The 19001-nt window shown below is 67.0% G+C and carries 20 protein-coding genes; 17 read left to right on the forward strand and 3 right to left on the reverse strand.

The window, feature by feature from the left end:
• Positions 1–12: 12 nt before the first annotated feature.
• The 12 genes from R9X41_RS13375 (at position 13) to R9X41_RS13430 (ending at position 13065) form a co-directional block, all read left to right on the forward strand.
• Positions 13–855 (forward strand): ABC transporter permease, encoded by an 843-nt coding sequence (locus R9X41_RS13375; protein ID WP_318630945.1) that lies wholly within the window; start codon positions 13–15, stop codon positions 853–855.
• Positions 855–2492: an ABC transporter ATP-binding protein gene (locus tag R9X41_RS13380; protein WP_318630946.1), complete on the forward strand. Its 1638-nt coding sequence runs from the start codon at positions 855–857 to the stop codon at positions 2490–2492. Before R9X41_RS13375 ends, R9X41_RS13380 begins: the two co-directional genes overlap by 1 nt.
• Positions 2489–3457, forward strand: coding sequence for a 2-hydroxyacid dehydrogenase (locus tag R9X41_RS13385; protein WP_318630947.1), 969 nt, complete (start codon positions 2489–2491; stop codon positions 3455–3457). The genes R9X41_RS13380 and R9X41_RS13385 overlap by 4 nt, the downstream gene beginning before the upstream one ends.
• A gap of 68 nt (positions 3458–3525) precedes the next feature.
• Positions 3526–4899 carry an aspartate aminotransferase family protein gene (locus tag R9X41_RS13390; protein ID WP_318630948.1) on the forward strand — a complete coding sequence of 458 codons (1374 nt, stop codon included), beginning with the start codon at positions 3526–3528 and terminating at the stop codon, positions 4897–4899.
• Complete coding sequence (locus R9X41_RS13395; RefSeq protein ID WP_318630949.1) at positions 4900–5955, forward strand: histone deacetylase family protein; 1056 nt, start codon at positions 4900–4902, stop codon at positions 5953–5955.
• Positions 5952–7211 (forward strand): Zn-dependent hydrolase, encoded by a 1260-nt coding sequence (locus R9X41_RS13400; protein ID WP_318630950.1) that lies wholly within the window; start codon positions 5952–5954, stop codon positions 7209–7211. The genes R9X41_RS13395 and R9X41_RS13400 overlap by 4 nt, the downstream gene beginning before the upstream one ends.
• Positions 7212–7227: 16 nt before the next feature.
• Positions 7228–8142, forward strand: coding sequence for a DMT family transporter (locus tag R9X41_RS13405; protein WP_318630951.1), 915 nt, complete (start codon positions 7228–7230; stop codon positions 8140–8142).
• Positions 8143–8186: 44 nt separating this feature from the next.
• Positions 8187–8912, forward strand: coding sequence for a GntR family transcriptional regulator (locus R9X41_RS13410; RefSeq protein ID WP_318630952.1), 726 nt, complete (start codon positions 8187–8189; stop codon positions 8910–8912).
• A 4-nt stretch (positions 8913–8916) separates the two neighbouring features.
• Positions 8917–9633: an SDR family NAD(P)-dependent oxidoreductase gene (locus R9X41_RS13415; protein ID WP_318630953.1), complete on the forward strand. Its 717-nt coding sequence runs from the start codon at positions 8917–8919 to the stop codon at positions 9631–9633.
• Between the two features lie 30 nt (positions 9634–9663).
• The gene (locus R9X41_RS13420) at positions 9664–10692 is read left to right on the forward strand and encodes a histone deacetylase family protein (protein WP_318630954.1); all 1029 of its coding nucleotides are present in this window, start codon (positions 9664–9666) and stop codon (positions 10690–10692) included.
• On the forward strand, positions 10689–11801 hold the full coding sequence (locus R9X41_RS13425; RefSeq protein WP_318630955.1) for a phosphotransferase: 1113 nt from the start codon (positions 10689–10691) through the stop codon (positions 11799–11801). The genes R9X41_RS13420 and R9X41_RS13425 overlap by 4 nt, the downstream gene beginning before the upstream one ends.
• Positions 11788–13065 (forward strand): aspartate aminotransferase family protein, encoded by a 1278-nt coding sequence (locus tag R9X41_RS13430; protein WP_318630956.1) that lies wholly within the window; start codon positions 11788–11790, stop codon positions 13063–13065. Before R9X41_RS13425 ends, R9X41_RS13430 begins: the two co-directional genes overlap by 14 nt.
• A gap of 181 nt (positions 13066–13246) precedes the next feature.
• Here R9X41_RS13430 and R9X41_RS13435 read toward each other — a convergent pair whose 3' ends face one another.
• Entirely contained in the window at positions 13247–13714 is a 468-nt protein-coding gene (locus R9X41_RS13435; protein WP_318630957.1) for an Lrp/AsnC ligand binding domain-containing protein, read from the reverse strand.
• Positions 13715–13823: 109 nt separating this feature from the next.
• On the opposite strand from R9X41_RS13435, the gene R9X41_RS13440 reads away from it, so the two are divergent.
• The 5 genes from R9X41_RS13440 (at position 13824) to R9X41_RS13460 (ending at position 17437) form a co-directional block, all read left to right on the forward strand.
• Entirely contained in the window at positions 13824–14225 is a 402-nt protein-coding gene (locus tag R9X41_RS13440) for a hypothetical protein (RefSeq protein ID WP_318630958.1), read from the forward strand.
• A gap of 122 nt (positions 14226–14347) precedes the next feature.
• Complete coding sequence (locus R9X41_RS13445) at positions 14348–14629, forward strand: DUF1653 domain-containing protein (RefSeq protein ID WP_318630959.1); 282 nt, start codon at positions 14348–14350, stop codon at positions 14627–14629.
• A gap of 88 nt (positions 14630–14717) precedes the next feature.
• Entirely contained in the window at positions 14718–15788 is a 1071-nt protein-coding gene (locus R9X41_RS13450) for a helix-turn-helix transcriptional regulator (protein ID WP_318630960.1), read from the forward strand.
• A 116-nt stretch (positions 15789–15904) separates the two neighbouring features.
• On the forward strand, positions 15905–16366 hold the full coding sequence (locus tag R9X41_RS13455; protein ID WP_318630961.1) for a GNAT family N-acetyltransferase: 462 nt from the start codon (positions 15905–15907) through the stop codon (positions 16364–16366).
• A gap of 51 nt (positions 16367–16417) precedes the next feature.
• The gene (locus R9X41_RS13460; RefSeq protein ID WP_318630962.1) at positions 16418–17437 is read left to right on the forward strand and encodes a Rieske 2Fe-2S domain-containing protein; all 1020 of its coding nucleotides are present in this window, start codon (positions 16418–16420) and stop codon (positions 17435–17437) included.
• Positions 17438–17443: 6 nt separating this feature from the next.
• On the opposite strand, the gene R9X41_RS13465 is transcribed toward R9X41_RS13460, so the two are convergent.
• Complete coding sequence (locus R9X41_RS13465; RefSeq protein WP_318630963.1) at positions 17444–17995, reverse strand: GAF domain-containing protein; 552 nt, start codon at positions 17993–17995, stop codon at positions 17444–17446.
• 22 nt (positions 17996–18017) lie between these two features.
• Positions 18018–18950: a ribosome biogenesis GTPase YlqF gene (ylqF, locus tag R9X41_RS13470; protein WP_318630964.1), complete on the reverse strand. Its 933-nt coding sequence runs from the start codon at positions 18948–18950 to the stop codon at positions 18018–18020.
• Positions 18951–19001 lie beyond the last annotated feature (51 nt).

The raw sequence follows: 19001 nt of genomic DNA on the forward strand, positions 1-19001 counted from the left end.
GGAGCCCACCCCATGAAAAGCAGCTTCTGGCAGCGCTTCTGCCGCAACAAGGGCGCCGTGTTCGGCCTCTTCATCCTGGCCCTGGTCGCCCTGGTCGTGGCCTTCGGTCCCTGGCTGTCGTCCAACAGCCCGTGGGACATGGTCGGCCAGCCCTTCCTGCACCCCATGACCGACAAGGAACTGCCGCTGGGCACCGACACCATGGGCCGCGACATCATGTCCGGCATCGTCGGCGGCGCCCGCGTCTCCTTGCTGATCGGCGTCATCTCCACCGTGGTCTCGCTGCTGATCGGCGTGTCCATCGGCGCCATCGCCGGCTACTTCGGCGGCTGGGTCGACTCGGCCCTGATGCGCTTCACCGAGCTGTTCCAGGCCATCCCCAGCTTCGCGCTCGCCATCGTGCTGGTCGCCATCTTCGAGCCCTCGGTCAACTCGATCGTGGTGGCCATCGCCATCGTGTCGTGGCCGCCGGTGGCGCGCCTGGTGCGCAGCGAATTCCTCACGCTGCGCCAGCGGGACTTCGTCGCCGCCGCCGAGCTCGCCGGCCAATCCACGCCGCGCATCATCCTCACGCAGATCCTGCCCAACGCCGCCTCGCCCATCGTGGTGATGGCCTCGCTGATGATCGCCACCGCGATCCTGCTGGAGTCCTCGCTGAGCTTTCTCGGCCTGGGCGATCCCAATCAGATGAGCTGGGGCTACATGGTGGGCTCGGCGCGCACCGTGCTGCGCCAGGCATGGTGGATGGCCCTGTTTCCCGGCGTCGCCATCCTGCTGACGGTGCTGGCTCTCAACCTCGTCGGCGAAGGCCTAAACGACGGTCTCAACGCACGCTCCGACGGAAAGGGCCGCTGATGAAACCCGTACTCGAAATCAAGGGCCTCGACATCCGCCTGCCCAAGGGCGGCGACCGCGAGCTGGCGGTAAAGGGCGCCAACCTCAGCCTGATGCCGGGCCAGACGCTGTGCGTCGTCGGTGAATCCGGCTCGGGCAAGTCGATGATCGCCAACTCCATCATGGGCCTGCTGCCGCGGCCGCACGTGGAGCCGGTGGCCGGCAGCATCCTGTTCGACGGCCAGGACCTGCTGAAACTCGACGAGAACCAGCTGCGCACCCTGCGCGGCCGACGCATGGGCATGGTGTTCCAGGAGCCGATGACCGCGCTGAATCCGGTGATGCGCATCGGCGACCAGATCGCCGAGGTGTTCGACGCGCACATCGACCTGTCGGCCGCCGAAAAACGCGCCCGCATCGTCGCCGCGCTGGCCGACGTCGGCCTGCCCGAGCCCGAAGTGCTGATCGACAGCTACCCCTTCCGCCTCTCCGGCGGCCAGCGGCAGCGGGTCATCATCGCCTGCGCCCTGGCCATGGAGCCGGCCCTGCTGATCTGCGACGAGCCCACCACCGCGCTCGACGTCACCACCCAGGCGCAGATCCTCAAGCTCATCCGCGAGCTGCAGCAGCGCAAGGGCACCGCCGTGCTGTTCATCACCCACGACTTCGGCGTCGTCTCCGAAATCGCCGACCACGTGGTGGTGATGCAGACCGGCATCGCGGTGGAGGCCGGCCCCGCCGCGCAGGTGCTGTCCAACCCGCGGCACGACTACACGAAGAAGCTGATTGCCGCCATTCCCCAAGGCACGATGCGCGAGCCCGAGGGCGCGAATGCGGAACCCTTCGTGCTGCAGGTGCAGGACCTGCACAAGACCTACGTCACCGGCGGCAGCCTGTTCAAGCCCGGCCGCCGGGTGCATGCCTGCAACGGCCTGAACTTCGAGCTGCGGCGCGGCCAGACGCTGGGCATCGTGGGCGAGTCCGGGTCGGGCAAATCGACCGTGGGGCGCTGCATCGTCGGCCTGAACCCGTTCGACAGCGGCCGCATCATGTTCAAGGGCAAGACGCTCGCCTCGGGCGCGGCCTTTCGCGAGCAGTCGCGCGGCAAGATCCAGATGGTGTTCCAGGACCCATACGCCTCGCTCAACCCGCGCCACCGCATCGGCGCGGCCATCGCCCAGGGCCCCATCGCCCAGGGCGTGCCCAAGGCCGAGGCCATGGCGCGCGCGGTGGAGCTCCTCCAGCTCGTGGGCCTGGGCCCCGAAGCGGCCGACCGCTTTCCGCACCAGTTCTCCGGCGGCCAGCGCCAGCGCATCGGCATCGCCCGCGCCCTGGCCATGGAGCCCGAACTGCTGGTGGCCGACGAGCCGGTGTCCGCGCTCGACGTGTCGGTGCAGGCGCAGGTGCTCAAGCTCTTCGCCGAGGTGCGCGAGCGCTTCCAGCTGGCCATGGTGTTCATCACCCATGACCTGCGTGTGGCCGGCGAGATGTGCGACCACATCGCGGTGATGCAACGCGGCACCATCGTCGAATACGGCGAGACCGCCAAGGTGCTCGCCAATCCGCAGCACGAATACACCCGCACCCTCATCGAAGCCGTGCCGCGCCTGGCGCAGCAGGAAGGCGTTACCCCCATGGCCATGGAAGCACAGGCATGAACGGCAAGCAGCAACTCGTCATCGCATTCGCCAGCCGCACCATCGGCATGGACTACCAGACCAAGGCGTTCACCCAACAGTTTCCAGACGCGGAGTTCCGCTACTTCGACACCGAGCGCGACACGCTCGGCGACCGTTCGGAGATCGACGTCGTCGTCTGCTGGACGCCCCCGCCGGGCCTGATGGCCACGCTGCCGAAGCTGCGGCTGATCCAGTCGGTAGCGGCCGGCACCGACCACATCACCGGCGACAAGAGCCTGCCGCGCGACGTGCCGATCTGCCGCATCGTCGACACCGACATGGCCAGCGGCATGACCGCCTATGTGACCTGGGCCGTGGTGCACCGCCAGCGCAAGATGCACGGCTTTCTGCAGAACGCCCGCGAGAAGCGCTGGGACGAGTTGCTGCCGATCATTCCGCCGGTGACCCACACCGTCGGCATCGCCGGCCTCGGCACCCTGGGCATGGCCAGCGCCCGCGCGCTCATGGCCATCGGCTACCAGGTGCGCGGCTGGAGCCGCACCGCCAAGACCGACCTGCCCGAAGGCCTGACCGGCTTCCACGGCGAGGAAGGCATGGGCGATTTCCTGTCGGGCTGCGACACCCTCGTCTGCCTGCTGCCGCTCACCGCCGAAACCCGCGACGTGCTCGACGCCCGCGCCTTCGACCGGCTCCCGCGCGGCGCGCACCTGGTCAACGTGGGACGCGGCGAACACGTGGTCGACGCCGACCTGCTGGCCGCGCTCGACGACGGCCGCCTGGGCTTCGCCACGCTCGACGCCTTCCGCGACGAGCCGCTGCCGGCCGAGCACCCCTTCTGGCACCACGACAAGATCATCGTCACGCCGCACATCGCCACCCGCACCGCGCCGTCCACCATCGCCCGCCAAACGGCCGAGAACCTGGCGCGCCTGGACGCCGCCGACGAGGCGCTGCCGGCGCTGGACATGGCGCGCGGCTACTGAGCCCGTCAGGGATCCTGCTCACGCTCTCGCATACAGAACCAAGAACCTAGAACCTCAAGGACAAAATCATGCAAGCCAGCACCATCGGCAGCCAGGACGTCGCCGTCCACCTGCACTCCTATACCAACCTCGCCGCCCTGCCCAGCACGCCGCCGCTGGTGGTCGTCAAGGGCGACGGCATCTTCGTGGAAGACGACGCCGGCAAGCGCTACATCGAAGGCATGGCGGGCCTGTGGTGCGCATCGCTCGGTTTCTCCAACGCCCGCCTGGCAGAAGCCGGTTCACAGGCGCTGAAGACCCTGCCCTACTACCACACGTTCAACCAGCGCACCAACCCCGCCGTGGTGCAGCTGGCCGAGCGCCTGCTGGCGCTGGCACCGGTGCCGATGGCCCGCGTGTTCTTCGCCAATTCGGGCTCCGAGGCCAACGACAGCGCGGTCAAGATGGTCTGGTACTACCACAACGCCATCGGCAAGCCGGAGAAGAAGAAGATCATCGCCAGGAAGCGCGCCTACCACGGCGTCACCGTGGCCGCCGCCAGCATGGGCGGGCTCGACGCCAACCACCGCGACTTCGACCTTCCGCTGGCCCGCTTCATCCACGTAGACACCCCGCACCACTACCACGGTGCGCAGCCCGGCGAGACCGAAGAGGCCTTCGCCACCCGCCTGGCCGAGGGCCTGGAAAAAACCATCCTGGCCGAGGGCCCGGAAACCGTCGCCGCCTTCATCGCCGAACCGGTGATGGGCGCCGGCGGCGTGCTGGTGCCGCCGGCCACCTACTTCGAGAAGGTGCAGGCGGTGCTGAAGAAGCACGACATCCTCTTCATCGCCGACGAGGTCATCTGCGGCTTCGGCCGCACCGGCAACATGTTCGGCTCGACCACCTTCGGCATGAAGCCCGACATCCTGACTTGCGCCAAGGCGCTGTCCTCGGGCTACGTGCCGATCTCGGCGGTCATGGTGAGCGACAAGGTGCACGCGGCCATCGCGGCCAACAGCGGCAAGATCGGCACCTTCGGTCACGGCTACACCTACTCCGGCCACCCGGTGGCCAGCGCCGTCGCGCTGGAAACGCTCAAGGTCTACGAGGACGAAGACATCCTCGGCAACGTGCGCGCGCTGGCGCCACAGTTCCAGTCGCTGGTGAAGTCTTTTGCCGCTCGCCCTCTGGTGGGCGAGGCGCGTGGCGTGGGCCTGATCGGCGCCATCGAGATCGTGGCCGACAAGGCCACGCGCGCGCCCTTCGCAGCCGACATGAAAGCGGGCTACCGGCTCGCTGCCTTCGCGCTGGAAGAAGGCCTGATCGTGCGCGCCATGGGCGACTCGATCGGCCTGTGCCCGCCGCTGATCATCACGGCCGAGCAACTGCAAGACATGTTCGCCCGCCTGGGCCGTGCCTTCGACAAGCTCGAGGCCGAGATGCTGGCGGAGGCGGCGTAAATGCAGGCCTTTTTCTCCAACGACCAGCTGCTGCACGACCCGCAACAGTTCATGCGGCTCGGCCGCATCGCCAAGCCCACCGACCTGCCGGCCCGCGCCGAAGCGCTCATGGCCACGCTGGGCCGACGCGGCATCGCCGTGACCGAATCGCCCGACTTCGGCCGCACGCCGCTGGAGCAGGTGCACAGCGCCGACTATCTCGATTACCTGGCATCGGCCTACGAACGCTGGCAGGCGCTGCGTGACGAGGGCAAGGACCCCGGCATCGAAGTGCTGCCCAACCTCTCGCCCTACGGCCTGCGCTACGAAGCCGGCCAGAAGCGCGGTCCCTGCCCGTCGCCGCACGTGGTGGCGCAGACCGGCTACTACATCAGCGACCTCTCCTGCCCGCTCGGCCCGAACAGCTGGAAGTCCATCTTGCGATCGGCCCATGCGGCCACCGCCGCGGCCGACGCGGTGCTGGGCGGCGAAGCGCTGTCGTACGCGCTGTGCCGGCCCTCGGGCCACCACGCGCACTACGACCGTGCCGGCGGCTTCTGCTACGTGAACAACAGCGCCGTCGCCGCCGCCCGCCTGCGGCAGAAGTTCGACCGCGTGGCGGTGCTCGACATCGACGCCCACCACGGCGACGGCACCCAGCACATCTTCTACGACCGGGCCGACGTGTTCACCCTGTCGACCCACGCCGACCCCGCCGGCCAATACCCCTGGTACACCGGCTACGCCGACGAGCGCGGCGCCGGTGCCGGCGAGGGCTTCAACCTCAACCTGCCGCTGGTGCACGGCAGCGGCATCGCCGAATTCACCGCCGCACTCGACACCGCCTTCGACGCCATGACCGCGTTCGGCACGCAGGCGCTGGTGCTGCCGCTCGGCTTCGACGGCCTGAAGGGCGACCCCACCGCCCTGCTCGGCTTCGACAACGCCTGCTTCCGCCTGGCCGGCGAACGGGTGCGCGCCCTGGGCGTGCCCACGGTCATCGTGCAGGAAGGCGGCTACATGGTCGACGCCATCGGCGCCGCGCTCGATGCATTCCTGGAAGGGCTGAACGCATGACCTCCACCACCGACACCAAGCTCTCGATCGACGGCGAACGCCTCTGGTCGACCCTGATGGAACTGGCCAAGATCGGCGCCACCGACAAGGGCGGCAATTGCCGCCTGGCGCTCACCGCGCTCGACGGCCAGGGCCGCGACCTGGTCTCCGGCTGGATGCGCGAAGCCGGCCTCACCGTGACCGTCGACGCGGTCGGCAACATCTTCGGCGTGCGTCCCGGCCGCGACATGCGCCTGCCGCCCGTGGCCACCGGCAGCCATATCGACACCCAGCCCACCGGCGGCAAGTTCGACGGCTGCTTCGGCGTGATGGCCGGCCTGGAAGTCATGCGCACGCTGCAGGCCGAGGGCATCGAGACCGAAGCCCCGCTGGCGCTCGTCATCTGGACCAACGAGGAAGGCACCCGCTTCGTGCCGGTGATGATGGGCTCGGGCGTGCACTGCGGCGTGTTCCCGCTCGAAACCGCGCTGTCGGCGGTCGACGTGGACGGCCTGTCGGTGCGCGACGAACTGAAGGCGATCGGCTACGACAAGGGCGCGCCGATCGGCACCGTCCAGCTCGGCAGCTATTTCGAGGCGCACATCGAACAGGGCCCGATCCTGGAAGCCGAGGACACCGTCATCGGCGTGGTCACCGGCTCGCTCGGCCTGCGCTGGTGGGACGTGACCGTGACCGGCATGGAGGCCCACGCCGGCCCCACGCCGATGGCGATGCGCCGCGACGCGCTGTACGCGGCCACCTACCTGATGCAGAAGATCGTCGACATCGCCAACGACCCCGCCTTCGCGCCGCACGGCCGGGGCACCGTCGGCACGGTGAACGTGTTCCCGAACTCGCGCAACGTGATCCCCGGCCGCGTCGGCTTCACCGTCGACCTGCGCCACCAGGAAGCCGCGCAGCTCGACCGCATGGAAGCCGCCTTCCGCGCGGCTGCTGCCGACCTCGCGGCGCGCTACGGCGTGCAGATCGACATCCAGTTCGTGCAGGAGTTTCCGCCGACGCCCTTCGCCGCCGAGATGGTCGGCGCGGTGCGCGACGAAGCGGTGAAGCTCGGCCTGAGCCACCTCGACATCGTCACCGGCGCCGGCCACGACGCGGTCTACATGGCCCGCGTCGCCCCCACCGCCATGATCTTCGTGCCCTGCAAGGACGGCATCAGCCACAACGAGATCGAGGACGCCGACCCGCGCCACCTGGAAGCCGGCGCCAACGTGCTGCTGGGCGCCATGCTGCGCCAGGCCGGCGTCGCCGGCTGAAGGCGTGGCACGACCGATGGCCATCGCGACCGACACGACCCGCATCGCACCGGCGCGGCACGACACGCGCAACGGCGTGCTGCTGTTTCTCGGCGCGCTGGCCGCCTTCGCCACCTACGACGCCTTCGCCAAGCAGATGCTGCTGACCAACGCGCCGGGCCTGGTGAACCTGGGCCGCTACGTCACCATCGTGTCGATGGGCGCGGTGCTGCTGTGGCGCTACCGGCGCGCCAACCCCGCCGCGCCTGCGCCCTGGCGGCAGCCGCACCAGGGCCTGCTCATGCTGCGCAGCGCCATGCTCGCCACGGTGGCGACCGCCTTCATGACCGCGCTGGTCTACATGCCGCTGGCCGAATCAACCGCGCTGTATTTCACCGCGCCGCTGTTCATGGTGGTGCTGTCGCCATGGATGCTGGGCGAGCGCGTCGGACGAGTGCAGTGGACCGCGGTGGCACTGGGCTTCGTCGGCATGCTGCTGGTGGTGCGCCCGGGCGGCAACCTGCCGCTGATGGGCACGCTGTCGATGCTGCTGGCAGCCGTCTGCTACGCCATGTTCCAGATCCTCACCCGGCGGCTGTCGGGCCTGGTGCCCGGGCCGGTGCAGTTCGCGCACATGGCGGTGGTGTGCCTGGTGGTGACCAGCGTGCCGACGCTGCTGGCGCCGCACATTCCGCTGCCCGACTGGCAGACCGCGCTGGTGCTGCTCGGCGGCGGGCTGATCAGCGGCTGCGCCCAGCTGCTGCTGCTGGCCGCCTTCGCCCGCGTGAGCGCGGCCACGCTGGCGCCGCTCAACTACATCCAGCTGCTGCTGGCGGTGATCATCAGCACGCTGTGGTTCCACCGCCCGCCCGACGGCCTGGCCATGGCCGGCATCGCGCTCATCGTCGCGGCCGGTCTCTTTCTGGCGACCGCGCGGCGGCCGGCGCCCTGAGCATTCGAAGCCCCACAGAGACACGAAAGGATCGAGGAGACCCCATGGCCGAGAGCCCTTTGTTCACACCGATCGCAGCGGCCCGGATTGCGGCCTCCCCCGCATCGCCCGCCTTCGCCTCGATCGAGATGCCCGACCTCGTCGGCGTCATCGAAGCCCGGTTGCAGGAAGCCATCCTCTCCGGCAGCCTGGCGCCGGGTTCGCGCATCGTCGAGGCCGAACTCGCCCGCCAGATGGGCGTGAGCCGCGCCCCGGTGCGCGAAGCCGCCCGCCGGCTGGAAAGCCTGGGCCTGCTGGTCTCGCGGCCGCGCCACGGCTTCGCGGTGCGCACCATTTCCGTCAAGGAGGTCGACGACCTCTACCAGGTGCGCATCAACCTTGAGCTGATGAGCGCGGCCCTGGCCTGCCGCAACGCCACCGACGAGGAGCTGGCCAATGTCGGCCTCAAGGTCGACGAGATGGTGGCCAAGGCCGACGTGCTCGACCAGTCCGCCCGCGTGGCGCTGGACCTGTCCTTCCACGTCCACATCTGCCAGCTCTCGCGCAACGAGTACCTGCAGCGGCTCTTCGAAAACATGATGACCGAGGTGCGCATGTTCCTGGCGCTCTCGGAAGAAACCTACGGCGACCGCCACGCGCTGGCCGAAACCCATCGCCCGATCGCGCTGGCGCTGGCCGCACGCGATATCCCCACGGTGCAGAACGCGCTGCGCTACCACCTCGAAGTCGCGCAGGAACACGTGCGCGGCCTCTTCCTCCAGAAGGGCTGAAGCGATGACCGCCGCCTCCGGAAAGGTCGTCATGGTCAGCGGCGGCGCGCGTGGCATCGGCCGCGCCATCGTGCAGGAACTGCTGGCCCACGGCTGGCGGGTCAGCGTGGGTGCGCGCGATATGGCCGCCGCGCAGGCGGTGTTCGAGGGCCACGGCCCCGACCGCGCCCGCGCCTACGCCTTCGACGCCGAACAGCCGCAGACCGAAACCGACTGGGTCGCCGCCACCGTGCGCGACTTCGGCGGCATCGACGCGCTGGTGCACAACGCCGGCATCATCAGCCGGCATTCGGTGATCGAGGCCGACGACGAGGAGGTCGACCGCATCCTCGACGTCAACGTGAAGTCGCCGCTGCGCCTGACCCGCAAGGCCTGGCCGCACCTGCTGGCGGCCGAGGAGGCCAAGGTGGTGGTGATCGCCTCGCTGGCCGCCAAGCGGGTGCGTGCGCCCGGCGCCAGCCTGTATTCGCTCAGCAAGGCGGCCGTCCTGTCGCTGGCCCACGGCATCCGCCACTGCGGGGAGGACTCCAACGTGCGTTGCACCGCGCTGTGCCCGGGCTTCGTCGCCACCGACATGGCCTCGGGCGTGCCGCGCGACCAGTGGGCGCAACTCACCCAGCCCGCCGACGTGGCGCGCATCGCCCGCACCGTGCTGGAGCTGCCGGCGACCGCCAGCGTCGCCGAGATCCCGATCAGCTGGCGGGTCGAACCCCAGTTCTGACCGCCATTTCTCTCGCAGAAGGACAACAACATGAAAGTCATCTACAGCGACCACCACGTCGGCCACGATCCGCAGCAGTTCATCGTGCGCGGACGCATGAAGCGCAGCAACGAACAGCCCGAGCGCGCTCACCGCCTGCTGCAGGCGGCCACCGCCCTGGGCCACGAAGTCGTGTCGCCCGAAGACTTCGGCGGCGGCCCGCGCGCTGCCATCCACACGCCGCGCTACCTGCGCTTTCTGGAAACCGCCTGGGCGCGCTGGCAGGAACTGCCCGACGCCTCCGAGGAGGTCATGCCCAACGTGCACCCCTTCCCCGGACAGCCCGCCAGCTACCCCGACAGCCTGGTCGGCCAGGCCGGCTGGCACCTGGCCGACATGGCCTGCTCGGTGGGTGCGCACACCTGGCAAGCGGCGACCTGGTCGGCCCACGTGGCCACCCATGCCGCGCAATTGGTGATGGAAGGCGAGCGCGCCGCCTACGCCCTCTGCCGCCCGCCCGGGCACCACGCGTATGCCGACCGCGCCAACGGTTTCACCTATCTCAACAACGCCGCCATCTCCGCGCAGCACCTGCGGCAGAAGCACGACCGCGTCGCCATCCTCGACATCGACGTGCACCACGGCAATGGCACGCAGGGCATCTTCTGGCGCCGCAAGGACGTGCTGACCGTCTCGCTGCACGGCGATCCGCACTTCTGCACGCCCTTCTTCACCGGCCACGCGCACGAGATCGGCGAAGGCGAAGGCGAGGGCTACAACCTCAACCTGCCGCTGGCCCGCGGCACGCCGGACGCCGGCTTTCTGCAGGCGCTCACCAAGGCCCACGACGCGATCCGCGCCTTCGCGCCCGGCGCACTGGTGGTGGCGCTCGGCCTCGACGCCCACGAGCACGACCCCTATCAGGCGCTGGCGGTGAGCACCGCCGGCTTCTCGACCATCCTGGCCGAGATCGCGCGCCTGGGCCTGCCTACCGTGCTGGTGCAGGAAGGCGGTTATCTCTCCGAAGACCTCGGTCCCAACCTCTCCAGCGCGCTCAGCGGCTTCACGGGCGCGGCATGAACACGCAAGACCACGACGCCGCCATCCGCCAGGCCCTGCCCGAAGCGGCCGTGCTCACCGCCGCGCCCGCGCCGGTCGAGGTGGCCTGGGCCGCCCAGGCGCTGCGCGAGCAATACGGACTGGTGGGTCGCCTCAGCCTGCTGACCGGCGAGCGCGACTCGAACTTCCGCCTCGACCTGCCCGACGGCACGCGCTGCATGCTGAAGGTGTCGCATCCGGACGAAGACGCGGTCGTCGCCGACTTCCAGACCCAGGCCCTGCTGCACATCGCGCAGGTCGACCCCGGCCTGCCGGTGCAGCGCATGGCACTGACGGTGGACGCCACGCCCTCGGTGCTGCTGCCCGACGACCAAGACCGCCCGCGTGTCGTGCGGCTGTTCAGCTACCTCGAAGGCCTGCCCATGCCGCAGGCCGAGCGCTCCGCCGCCCAGCGGCGCGACGTGGCCGGCACGCTGGCGCGGCTCGACCGGGCGCTCTCCCGGCTCTGGCATCCCGCCGGTGAGAAGGAACTGCCCTGGGACATCCAGCGCGCCGACCGGGTGCGCGCCCTGCTCGCCTACGTGCCCGACGCCGGCCGCCAGGCGCTGGCCCACCGGGCGCTCGACCGCTTCGAATCGCTCGCCAAGCCGGTGCTGCCGGCGCTGCGCCGGCAGCCGATCCACAACGACTTCAACGTCTTCAACCTGCTGGTCGACCCGGCCGCGCCCGAGCGGGTGTCCGGCATCCTGGACTTCGGCGACATGGTCGAGGCACCGGTGGTCGACGACCTCGCCGTGGCCGCGTCCTACCAGTTCGACGAGCAGGGCGACGCTCTCGCCACCATCGCCGAATTCGCCGCCGCCTACCACGCGGTGTCGCCGCTGCAGGACATCGAGATGTCGCTGCTGCTGGAGATGATCCGCGCGCGCCTGGCCATGGTGGTCGCCATCAGCGGCTGGCGCGCCGCCCGCCACCCCGAGAACGCGGCCTATCTGCTGCGCAACAACGCGATCTCCTGGGCGCGGCTGCAGGCGATCGACGCCTACACCCGCGCCCAGGCGCACGACGCCATCGCCACGGCCTGCCGCGCCGTGCGCCCTGCTGCCGAGGAAACGAATGCTGTCATCTGATCAAGCCCTGCTGGAACGCCGTGCCCGCCTGCTGGGGCCGGCCTATCGGCTGTTCTACGAAGAGCCCTTCCATCCCGTGCGCGGCCAAGGCGTGTGGCTCTACGACCAGGCCGGCAAGCCCTGGCTGGACGCCTACAACAACGTGGTCTGCGTGGGGCATGCGCGGCCGGAAGTGGTCGAGGCCATCGCCCGCCAGGGCTCCACGCTGAACACGCACACGCGCTATCTGCACGAAGGCATCCTGGACTACGCCGAGCGCCTGCTGACCACGCTGCCGCCCGAGCTCGGGCACACCACCTTCACCTGCACCGGCAGCGAAGCCAACGATCTGGCGATGCGCGTGGCGCGGGCACATACCGGCGGCACCGGCCTGATCGTGACGCACTGGGCCTATCACGGCGTGACCTCGGCCATCGCGGAAGCTTCGCCTTCATTGGGGCAGCACATCGTGCTGGGGGCGAATGTGCGGACCGTGCCGGCGCCGGCTGCCCAGCCTGGGCAATCGGCGGCCGAATGCGGACGTTTGTTCGCCGACGGGGTGCGGGCGGCGATTGCCGATCTGCAGGCGCACGGCATTCGGCCGGCGGCGCTGATGGTCGATACCGTGTTTTCCAGTGATGGGGTGTTTACCGATCCTGCGGGTTTTCTGCAGGAGGCGGTGGAGGAGATCCACGCGGCGGGCGGGGTGTTCATCGCCGATGAAGTGCAGCCTGGTTTTGGCCGGACTGGTGATTGTTTTTGGGGTTTTCAGCGGCACGGCGTCGTGCCGGACATGGTGACCATGGGCAAGCCCATGGGTAATGGGCATCCGGTCGCCGGGATGGCGGTGCGGCCGGAGGTCATGGCTGCGTTTGGGCGGCAGTCGCGGTACTTCAATACCTTTGGGGGGAATCCTGTTTCGATGGCTGCTGCTTCGGCTGTGCTGGATGTCATTCAAGGGGAAGGTTTGCAGCGTAATGCCCTGGAGGTGGGGGCTTATCTGCGGGCTGGGTTGGCTTCGCTCGCTGAAAAGCACTCGCTGGTGGGGGAGATTCGGGGGGCCGGGTTGTTTGTAGGGATGGAACTGGTTTCATCCCGGGCCGAGCGGACGCCGGCTACTCGTGAAGCCTCTCTTGTGGTCAATGGCTTGCGGCGGAATGGGGTTTTGTTGAGTGCTACCGGAGAGCATGCGCATATTCTCAAGATTCGGCCGCCACTGGTGTTTTCTCGGGAGAATGCGGATTTTCTGATTTCTCGGGTGGATGAGGTTTTGGGGCTGCTCTAAGTTTTCTTCTACCTGCCGCAGGGTGGGGCTGGGGGCTTGCTTCTTGCGTAGCGGGCTCATACCTTTCATATTCTTCTCTCATCAGACGGTGGAGCTGGGGGCTTGCGTGCCTCCAGCCCCACACTACATGCAGTAGAAGAAACGAAAAAGCCCGCTCCGCATCCCGTGACCAGTAGATAAACTACCGATCAACAGAAAGAAACAAACTCTCCTTGACCTCCTCCATAACAACATAACTGCGCGACTCGGCAGTAACCGGCAACTTCTTGAGAATATTGCCAAGCAAGTGCCGGTATTCCCCCATCCCCCTCAACCGAAACTTAACCAGATAATCAAAATCCCCAGAAACCAGATGACACTCCATCACCTCCGGCATATGTAACAGCTCCCGCCGAACCTTCTCGAAGACATCCCCCGACTTGGCAGACAGCTTGATCTCCACAAAAACCAATAAAGTCTTGCCCAAAGCCTCAGGAGACAGCCGGGCGTAATAGCCGGTGATCACCCCCTCCCGCTCCATGCGCCGAACCCGCTCGGTACAGGGCGAGGCCGACAACCCCACCTTCTCGGCAAGTTCAGTCATCGAGATACGACCCTGACGTTGAAGAACGTCCAGAATCTTGAGGTCCATGCGGTCGGGTTCGAACATTCGGGTAGCGCGGACCGAATGCCGCGTCGAATCAGGGAGACGCAGCGACCATAGCACCACCCGAAGGTCACAATACCCATTTTCAGCCGCCGCGACCCGATCAACCGTTGTGACCGATATTCCCTACCTCTCCGCCGCCCAGCTGCGAGATATTCCGATTCCGCCAGCCACCGGTCCACGCCCCCGCTGCTGCGCGCATTTGAAGGCAGCGGGCTGGGAGTCGTTGCCGGCTTCATTCCAGGAGCGCGAATTGCGTGTGCTCGGCACGCTCCGCGACCGCCAGTCGCTCGACCCACCCACCATCGAGGAATTCCACCCCGCACGCACCGGCTTCTGGTCCGCCGACGCCCCCATCGCGCCGAATTACTTTCCCTATAACCAGAGTGAACTCTGGCAATGCGTGGTCTGCGCCCGCCCGTTTCTCCGATACACCGAAAGCGGCGGCTACTACCACGAAGACCGCATTCGCGAATTCGATCCGGAGCTTGTCATCGACCAGCCGCCGCCCTGACGCGCAGCTCCGAGCGCGCCACCGTTCCTACAAGACCAACAAGCGCTGGTGCCCTTTAGGCGTCCCCGCAACGCCTCATTCCTCAGAATTTCGAACTTCATTCACACGTTTCCACCACCACCATGCCTCAGACGCTAGCGCCCCTGCGCTCAATCCCGCTCGGCCGATACCGCCACTACAAAGGCGGTGAATACGAAGTGCTGGGCGTCGCACGCCACAGCGAAACGCTCGAGGCTTTCGTGATGTACCGCCCGCTCTACAACGCTTCCGGCGTATGGGTGCGCCCGCTTTCGATGTTTCTCGAACAGGCTGAATTCAATGGTGAATGGCAGCCCCGGTTCCGCTATTTGTCCACCCCGAGCGCGATGGCCGAGCGACCAGAGCGCGCACTCGCTTCGACATAATTTTTGCGGCATTAATTCACAGAGCCACTTTTCCACTACAACAGGAGTTCCATCAAAAAACTAAATCGATTTTGAGAGGTGGATAGCCATGCAGGCTCGGCAAGGAGTTGGTACCGGTTCGCTGATCGATTCCATCTACGCCGCGGCACTCGAAGGCGCCGACTGGCGTCTTGCATTGGACGGCCTGCGCAACATTGCAGGCGCGCGGGTCGCCGGGTTGCTGTCGGTCGAGCACCGCATCGGCGTGCCCCGCATCGAGACACTGGTGTCCGACGATGCGGCCAATCTCGAAAGCATGGTCACCGCCTACACCAAGGACTTCCACCGACTCGACCCCACCCCGGGCCTCGTCGAGAAATGGGCCAGCGGGCGCTGGTTCTTCGATACCGAAGCCTTGAGCGACGCCGTACGCAATCGCAGCGCTTACCACCAGGAATTTCTTCGCCCCCATGGCTCGTCGCACTGGTGCGGCACCGTCGTGACCCGCACCAGCGAGCGCAGCGAATTCATGAGCTTCGTGATGGCGCCGGGCACCACGCTAGCGCCGGGCCAGCAGGCCATGCTCGACACGCTCACCAGCCATGTCGGCAGGGCTCGCCGCCTCAGCGAGCAACTCGACCTGGGCCGACAACAGCATGCCCTGGTCACCGCCCTCCTCGACGCCATGACCGTGCCCGTACTGCTGCTGGACGAGACCGGCCTGATCCTGGTCGACAACGCCGCAGCCAGGGCACTGGGGATGGAACACCTGCCGATGCACCACGGCCGGCTGCAGCCGATCGGCGGATGGCAGACCGCGCGTGAGCGCGGCGCATTCACCGTGGTACGGGGCGATGGACTCAAGCGCCATTTCTTCCTGACGGCAGTGCCGGCATCGGCACAACTCGCACGGGATTGGCAGCGGCCACTCTGGATGCTGACCGCTCCGTCGCCGCAATCGTCGGCCGAGCGCATGCGTCGCCTGCAAACGATCTTTCCCTTGACCCGCGCCGAGGCGGAGCTGGTGACGATGCTGGCCAGCGAAGGTCTGACGCCGCAGGAGTGCGCCGAAGAGCGCGCGGTGTCGATCAACACGGTGCGCACGCAGATCAAGTCGATCCTGCTCAAGATGGGCGTCACCCGCATGTCGATGATGGTGCGCACGGCGATGTCGCTCTGACCCGGACAGTCGCAGACTGGTTTGGCACCATCGCCGACCACGCGGGCGGACCTTGGCCGAATGCATGGCAACCTTTCCAATGGCGCTGGAACCTCCACCATCACATCTCGCCCGATATGCCCCAAACCGCATCGCCCGTTCTGATCCGCCCCGTCGAACCGCAAGACTTCAATGCCTGGCTGAAACTCTGGCTCGGCTACCAGGCCTTCTACAAGGTGGAGATTGCCCCGGCGGTCACCGAATCGACCTGGGCGCGGCTGCTCGACCCCACAGAACCCATGCACTGTGCCGTGGCGGTCGAGGGCAATCAGCTGATCGGCCTGGTCCACTACATCTATCACCGCTCCACCTGGACGGCCGGCCCGTACTGCTATCTGCAGGATCTGTTCGTGGATCCGGCCTTGCGAGCCAAAGGCACGGGTCGCCGGCTGATCCGGCACGTCTACGAAAGTGCGGCAGCAGCGGGTGCGTCGCGCGTCTATTGGCTCACGCACGAGACCAATCACGACGCGATGAAGTTGTACGACCAGGTGGCCGAACGATCCGGCTTCCTGCAATATCGGCACCTTTTGCCCTGAGGTGCCGCCTGTGGCCGCGCTTCGGGAACGCAGATTGCTCCGACGCATCGCATGACACTTGCAGAAGACCTCCCACGCCGACACGATGAGCTGCTCTGGAACGACTGGCACCCGGTCGCCTTCAGCCACCAGATTCCCCCAGGCGGTCATCGCGCGGCCCGCCTGCTCGAAGAAGAGATCGTCGTCTGGCGCGACGACGACGGCTCCATCCACGCCTGGGACGACCGCTGCCCGCATCGGGGCGCCAGGCTGTCGCTTGGCGGCGTGGTCGGTGGGAACCTGACCTGCCCTTATCACGGCTGGCGTTTCGATGGTGCGGGCCGCTGCACGCTCAAGCCTGCGCAACCCTCCGCGCCTTTGCCGGCCGAATCCATAGTGCGGTCATTCGCCGCCGAAGAACACCACGGGCTGGTCTGGGTGTGCCTCGGCTCGCCGAGCCGGCCGGTGATTCCGTATGAAGAGTTCGACGACCCCCGGCTGCGCAACATCATGGCCGGCCCCTACGCGGTGAACGCCTGCGCGCCGCGGGTGGTGGAGAACTTCATCGACATGGCGCATTTTTCATTCGTACACGAGGGCATCCTCGGCCATGCCGACCTCACGGAGATTCCCGAATACCGGGTCGAACCTTTCGTCGACGGCAGTGGCCAAGCCGGTGTCCGCGCCGTCGGCATGCGTGTCTTGCAGCCGCAGGCCAATCTGCAGGCGACCGGGCCGGCAGACGTCGAATACGGCTATCGCATCTCGCGCCCGCTCGCCGCCATCCTGACCAAGCAGATCGTCGGCGCCGATGTCGCCGAGGCGATCACGCTGTTCATCCAGCCGGTGAGCGAGGCCGAGTCTCAGGTGTGGATGGTCTTTTCGGGTGTGCGCTCACCGGAACCGGACGAGGCCGTGCGCGACTTCCAGGACACGGTGTTCGCGCAGGACAAACCCATTCTCGAAAGCCAGCGACCGCAACGGCTGCCGTTGCAGACCCGCAGCGAGCAGGCCCAGCGTGCCGATCTGCTGTCCGCACATTACCGGCGTTACCTCAAGGAACAGGGACTGACTTACGGCGTGACGCCTTGACCGGGCTCAGTGGCGGCTCGCTGCCCAGTCGGCCGCCAACATGGCGGCGAACGGCTGGCAAAGCACGATGTGGCCGGGCTGGTACCAGTGCGCCTTGTGCATCAAGACGATGGCGCCGAGCGTTCGTCCGCCGAAGCGAATGGGAACGCTCAATGCCGACTCGCAACCTTGCGCCATCAGTTGCTCGCAAGCAAGGAAGGCGGAGCCCGCCGCGCGCGCATCAGGCCAGTGCTCGGCTTCTGTGGCGCGCAAGATTCGCTGGAGAAACAGGTCGTCCGGCGCCCCGGGAAATTCGCCTGAAGGATGGATCGCGGGATGAGTAGAACGGACATGCTCGAACGTATCGGGCGTTGCTCCCCATCGGAGAATGACCAGGACACGCGCACCGCAGAGTTCCACGAGAGAGGACTCGATCAGCCGGCACATCGTTGCTTCGTCATGCTCGGCTGCCGACAAGATTGCCAGACGGCCGAAGCGATCAAGCGCAAACTGCGCGTCGGTGGCGCTCGGCGCGGCGCGCATTCCGCGTGCGCCACGACGTCGATCAAGATAGTTCATTTGTCCTCCAACGGAGCCGGAGTCAGCCGGCGCGCAGGCGATCCTTGCGAGCGGCCTTCTTGGCGGCACGCTCATCCGACAGGCGATCACCCTCTGCCTGCCAGCGCGCGAACTCCTCCGGGGTTTCCAGCGTCATCCTGCCGAGCGCCAGCGACCGAAATTCATGAATTACGATCTCCGCCGCTTTTTGCAGATTGACGCGGCCTTTGCCCAGCAGCGCGCCACGCTGGCGGCCGATGAACTCCAGCAGGTCTTCATCCTTCATCTGCTGGATATCATCGATCGCGCCATCGAGTCGAAAGCGTGTTTTAAGCAGATCCGCATAGGGTCCCTTGACGTAGTTCAGGAAATCCAGCGCAACGCCCTCTTCGTCATAGGCGTTTCGACCGATCGCTCCGCCGGCTGCCAAGCGGTCACCGACCTGGGCGACTGCTATGCGAGGCCACAGCATGCCCGGCGTGTCCCAAAGATAGAAATCGTCGGCAAGCACGATCCTTTGCTCCATCTTGGTGATGCCCGCTTCGTCGCCGGTCTTGGCTTTCTTCACCCCGGTCAGGGTGTTGATCAGGGTTGATTTTCCAACGTTGGGAACGCCGCAGATCATCACCCGCATGGGTTTGGCCATGCCGCCTCGATTCGGTGCCAGCAGATGGCACGCATCGATGATCTGCCGGGCCGGCGCCGTCATGCTGGCGTCCAGCGCGATAGCGGACACATCCGGCTTCGCGTTGTAGTGGAGAAGCCAGGCTGCAGTTCGATCGGCATCGGCCGTGTCCTGCTTGTTGAGCACCTTGAGTGAAGGCTTTCCGGCAGTGAGTTCCGCCAGGAGCGGATTGCAGCTGGAGCCCGGCATGCGGGCATCGAGCACCTCGACGACCGCGTCGATGTCCTTGATCCGTTCGGCCATCGCCTTGCGGGTCGAGTGCATATGTCCAGGGAACCATTGAATCGTCATTTATCGACCTTTTGTACTTCTTGTATTGGCTCTGCATTCTCGGGGGCAGAG

The organism is Xylophilus sp. GOD-11R (assembly GCF_033546935.1).
GTDB lineage: Bacteria > Pseudomonadota > Gammaproteobacteria > Burkholderiales > Burkholderiaceae_C > Xylophilus.

Coding starts and splice junctions, on each gene's coding strand:
- R9X41_RS13375 (WP_318630945.1), top strand. CDS start 13: ATGAAAAGCAGCTTCTGGCAGCGCTTCTGCCGCAACAAGGGCGCCGTG.
- R9X41_RS13420 (WP_318630954.1), top strand. CDS start 9,664: ATGAAAGTCATCTACAGCGACCACCACGTCGGCCACGATCCGCAGCAG.
- R9X41_RS13415 (WP_318630953.1), top strand. CDS start 8,917: ATGACCGCCGCCTCCGGAAAGGTCGTCATGGTCAGCGGCGGCGCGCGT.
- R9X41_RS13395 (WP_318630949.1), top strand. CDS start 4,900: ATGCAGGCCTTTTTCTCCAACGACCAGCTGCTGCACGACCCGCAACAG.
- R9X41_RS13410 (WP_318630952.1), top strand. CDS start 8,187: ATGGCCGAGAGCCCTTTGTTCACACCGATCGCAGCGGCCCGGATTGCG.
- R9X41_RS13390 (WP_318630948.1), top strand. CDS start 3,526: ATGCAAGCCAGCACCATCGGCAGCCAGGACGTCGCCGTCCACCTGCAC.
- R9X41_RS13435 (WP_318630957.1), bottom strand. CDS start 13,714: ATGTTCGAACCCGACCGCATGGACCTCAAGATTCTGGACGTTCTTCAA.
- R9X41_RS13465 (WP_318630963.1), bottom strand. CDS start 17,995: ATGAACTATCTTGATCGACGTCGTGGCGCACGCGGAATGCGCGCCGCG.
- R9X41_RS13425 (WP_318630955.1), top strand. CDS start 10,689: ATGAACACGCAAGACCACGACGCCGCCATCCGCCAGGCCCTGCCCGAA.
- R9X41_RS13400 (WP_318630950.1), top strand. CDS start 5,952: ATGACCTCCACCACCGACACCAAGCTCTCGATCGACGGCGAACGCCTC.
- R9X41_RS13380 (WP_318630946.1), top strand. CDS start 855: ATGAAACCCGTACTCGAAATCAAGGGCCTCGACATCCGCCTGCCCAAG.
- R9X41_RS13450 (WP_318630960.1), top strand. CDS start 14,718: ATGCAGGCTCGGCAAGGAGTTGGTACCGGTTCGCTGATCGATTCCATC.
- R9X41_RS13445 (WP_318630959.1), top strand. CDS start 14,348: ATGCCTCAGACGCTAGCGCCCCTGCGCTCAATCCCGCTCGGCCGATAC.
- R9X41_RS13405 (WP_318630951.1), top strand. CDS start 7,228: ATGGCCATCGCGACCGACACGACCCGCATCGCACCGGCGCGGCACGAC.
- ylqF (WP_318630964.1), bottom strand. CDS start 18,950: ATGACGATTCAATGGTTCCCTGGACATATGCACTCGACCCGCAAGGCG.
- R9X41_RS13385 (WP_318630947.1), top strand. CDS start 2,489: ATGAACGGCAAGCAGCAACTCGTCATCGCATTCGCCAGCCGCACCATC.
- R9X41_RS13455 (WP_318630961.1), top strand. CDS start 15,905: ATGCCCCAAACCGCATCGCCCGTTCTGATCCGCCCCGTCGAACCGCAA.
- R9X41_RS13430 (WP_318630956.1), top strand. CDS start 11,788: ATGCTGTCATCTGATCAAGCCCTGCTGGAACGCCGTGCCCGCCTGCTG.
- R9X41_RS13460 (WP_318630962.1), top strand. CDS start 16,418: ATGACACTTGCAGAAGACCTCCCACGCCGACACGATGAGCTGCTCTGG.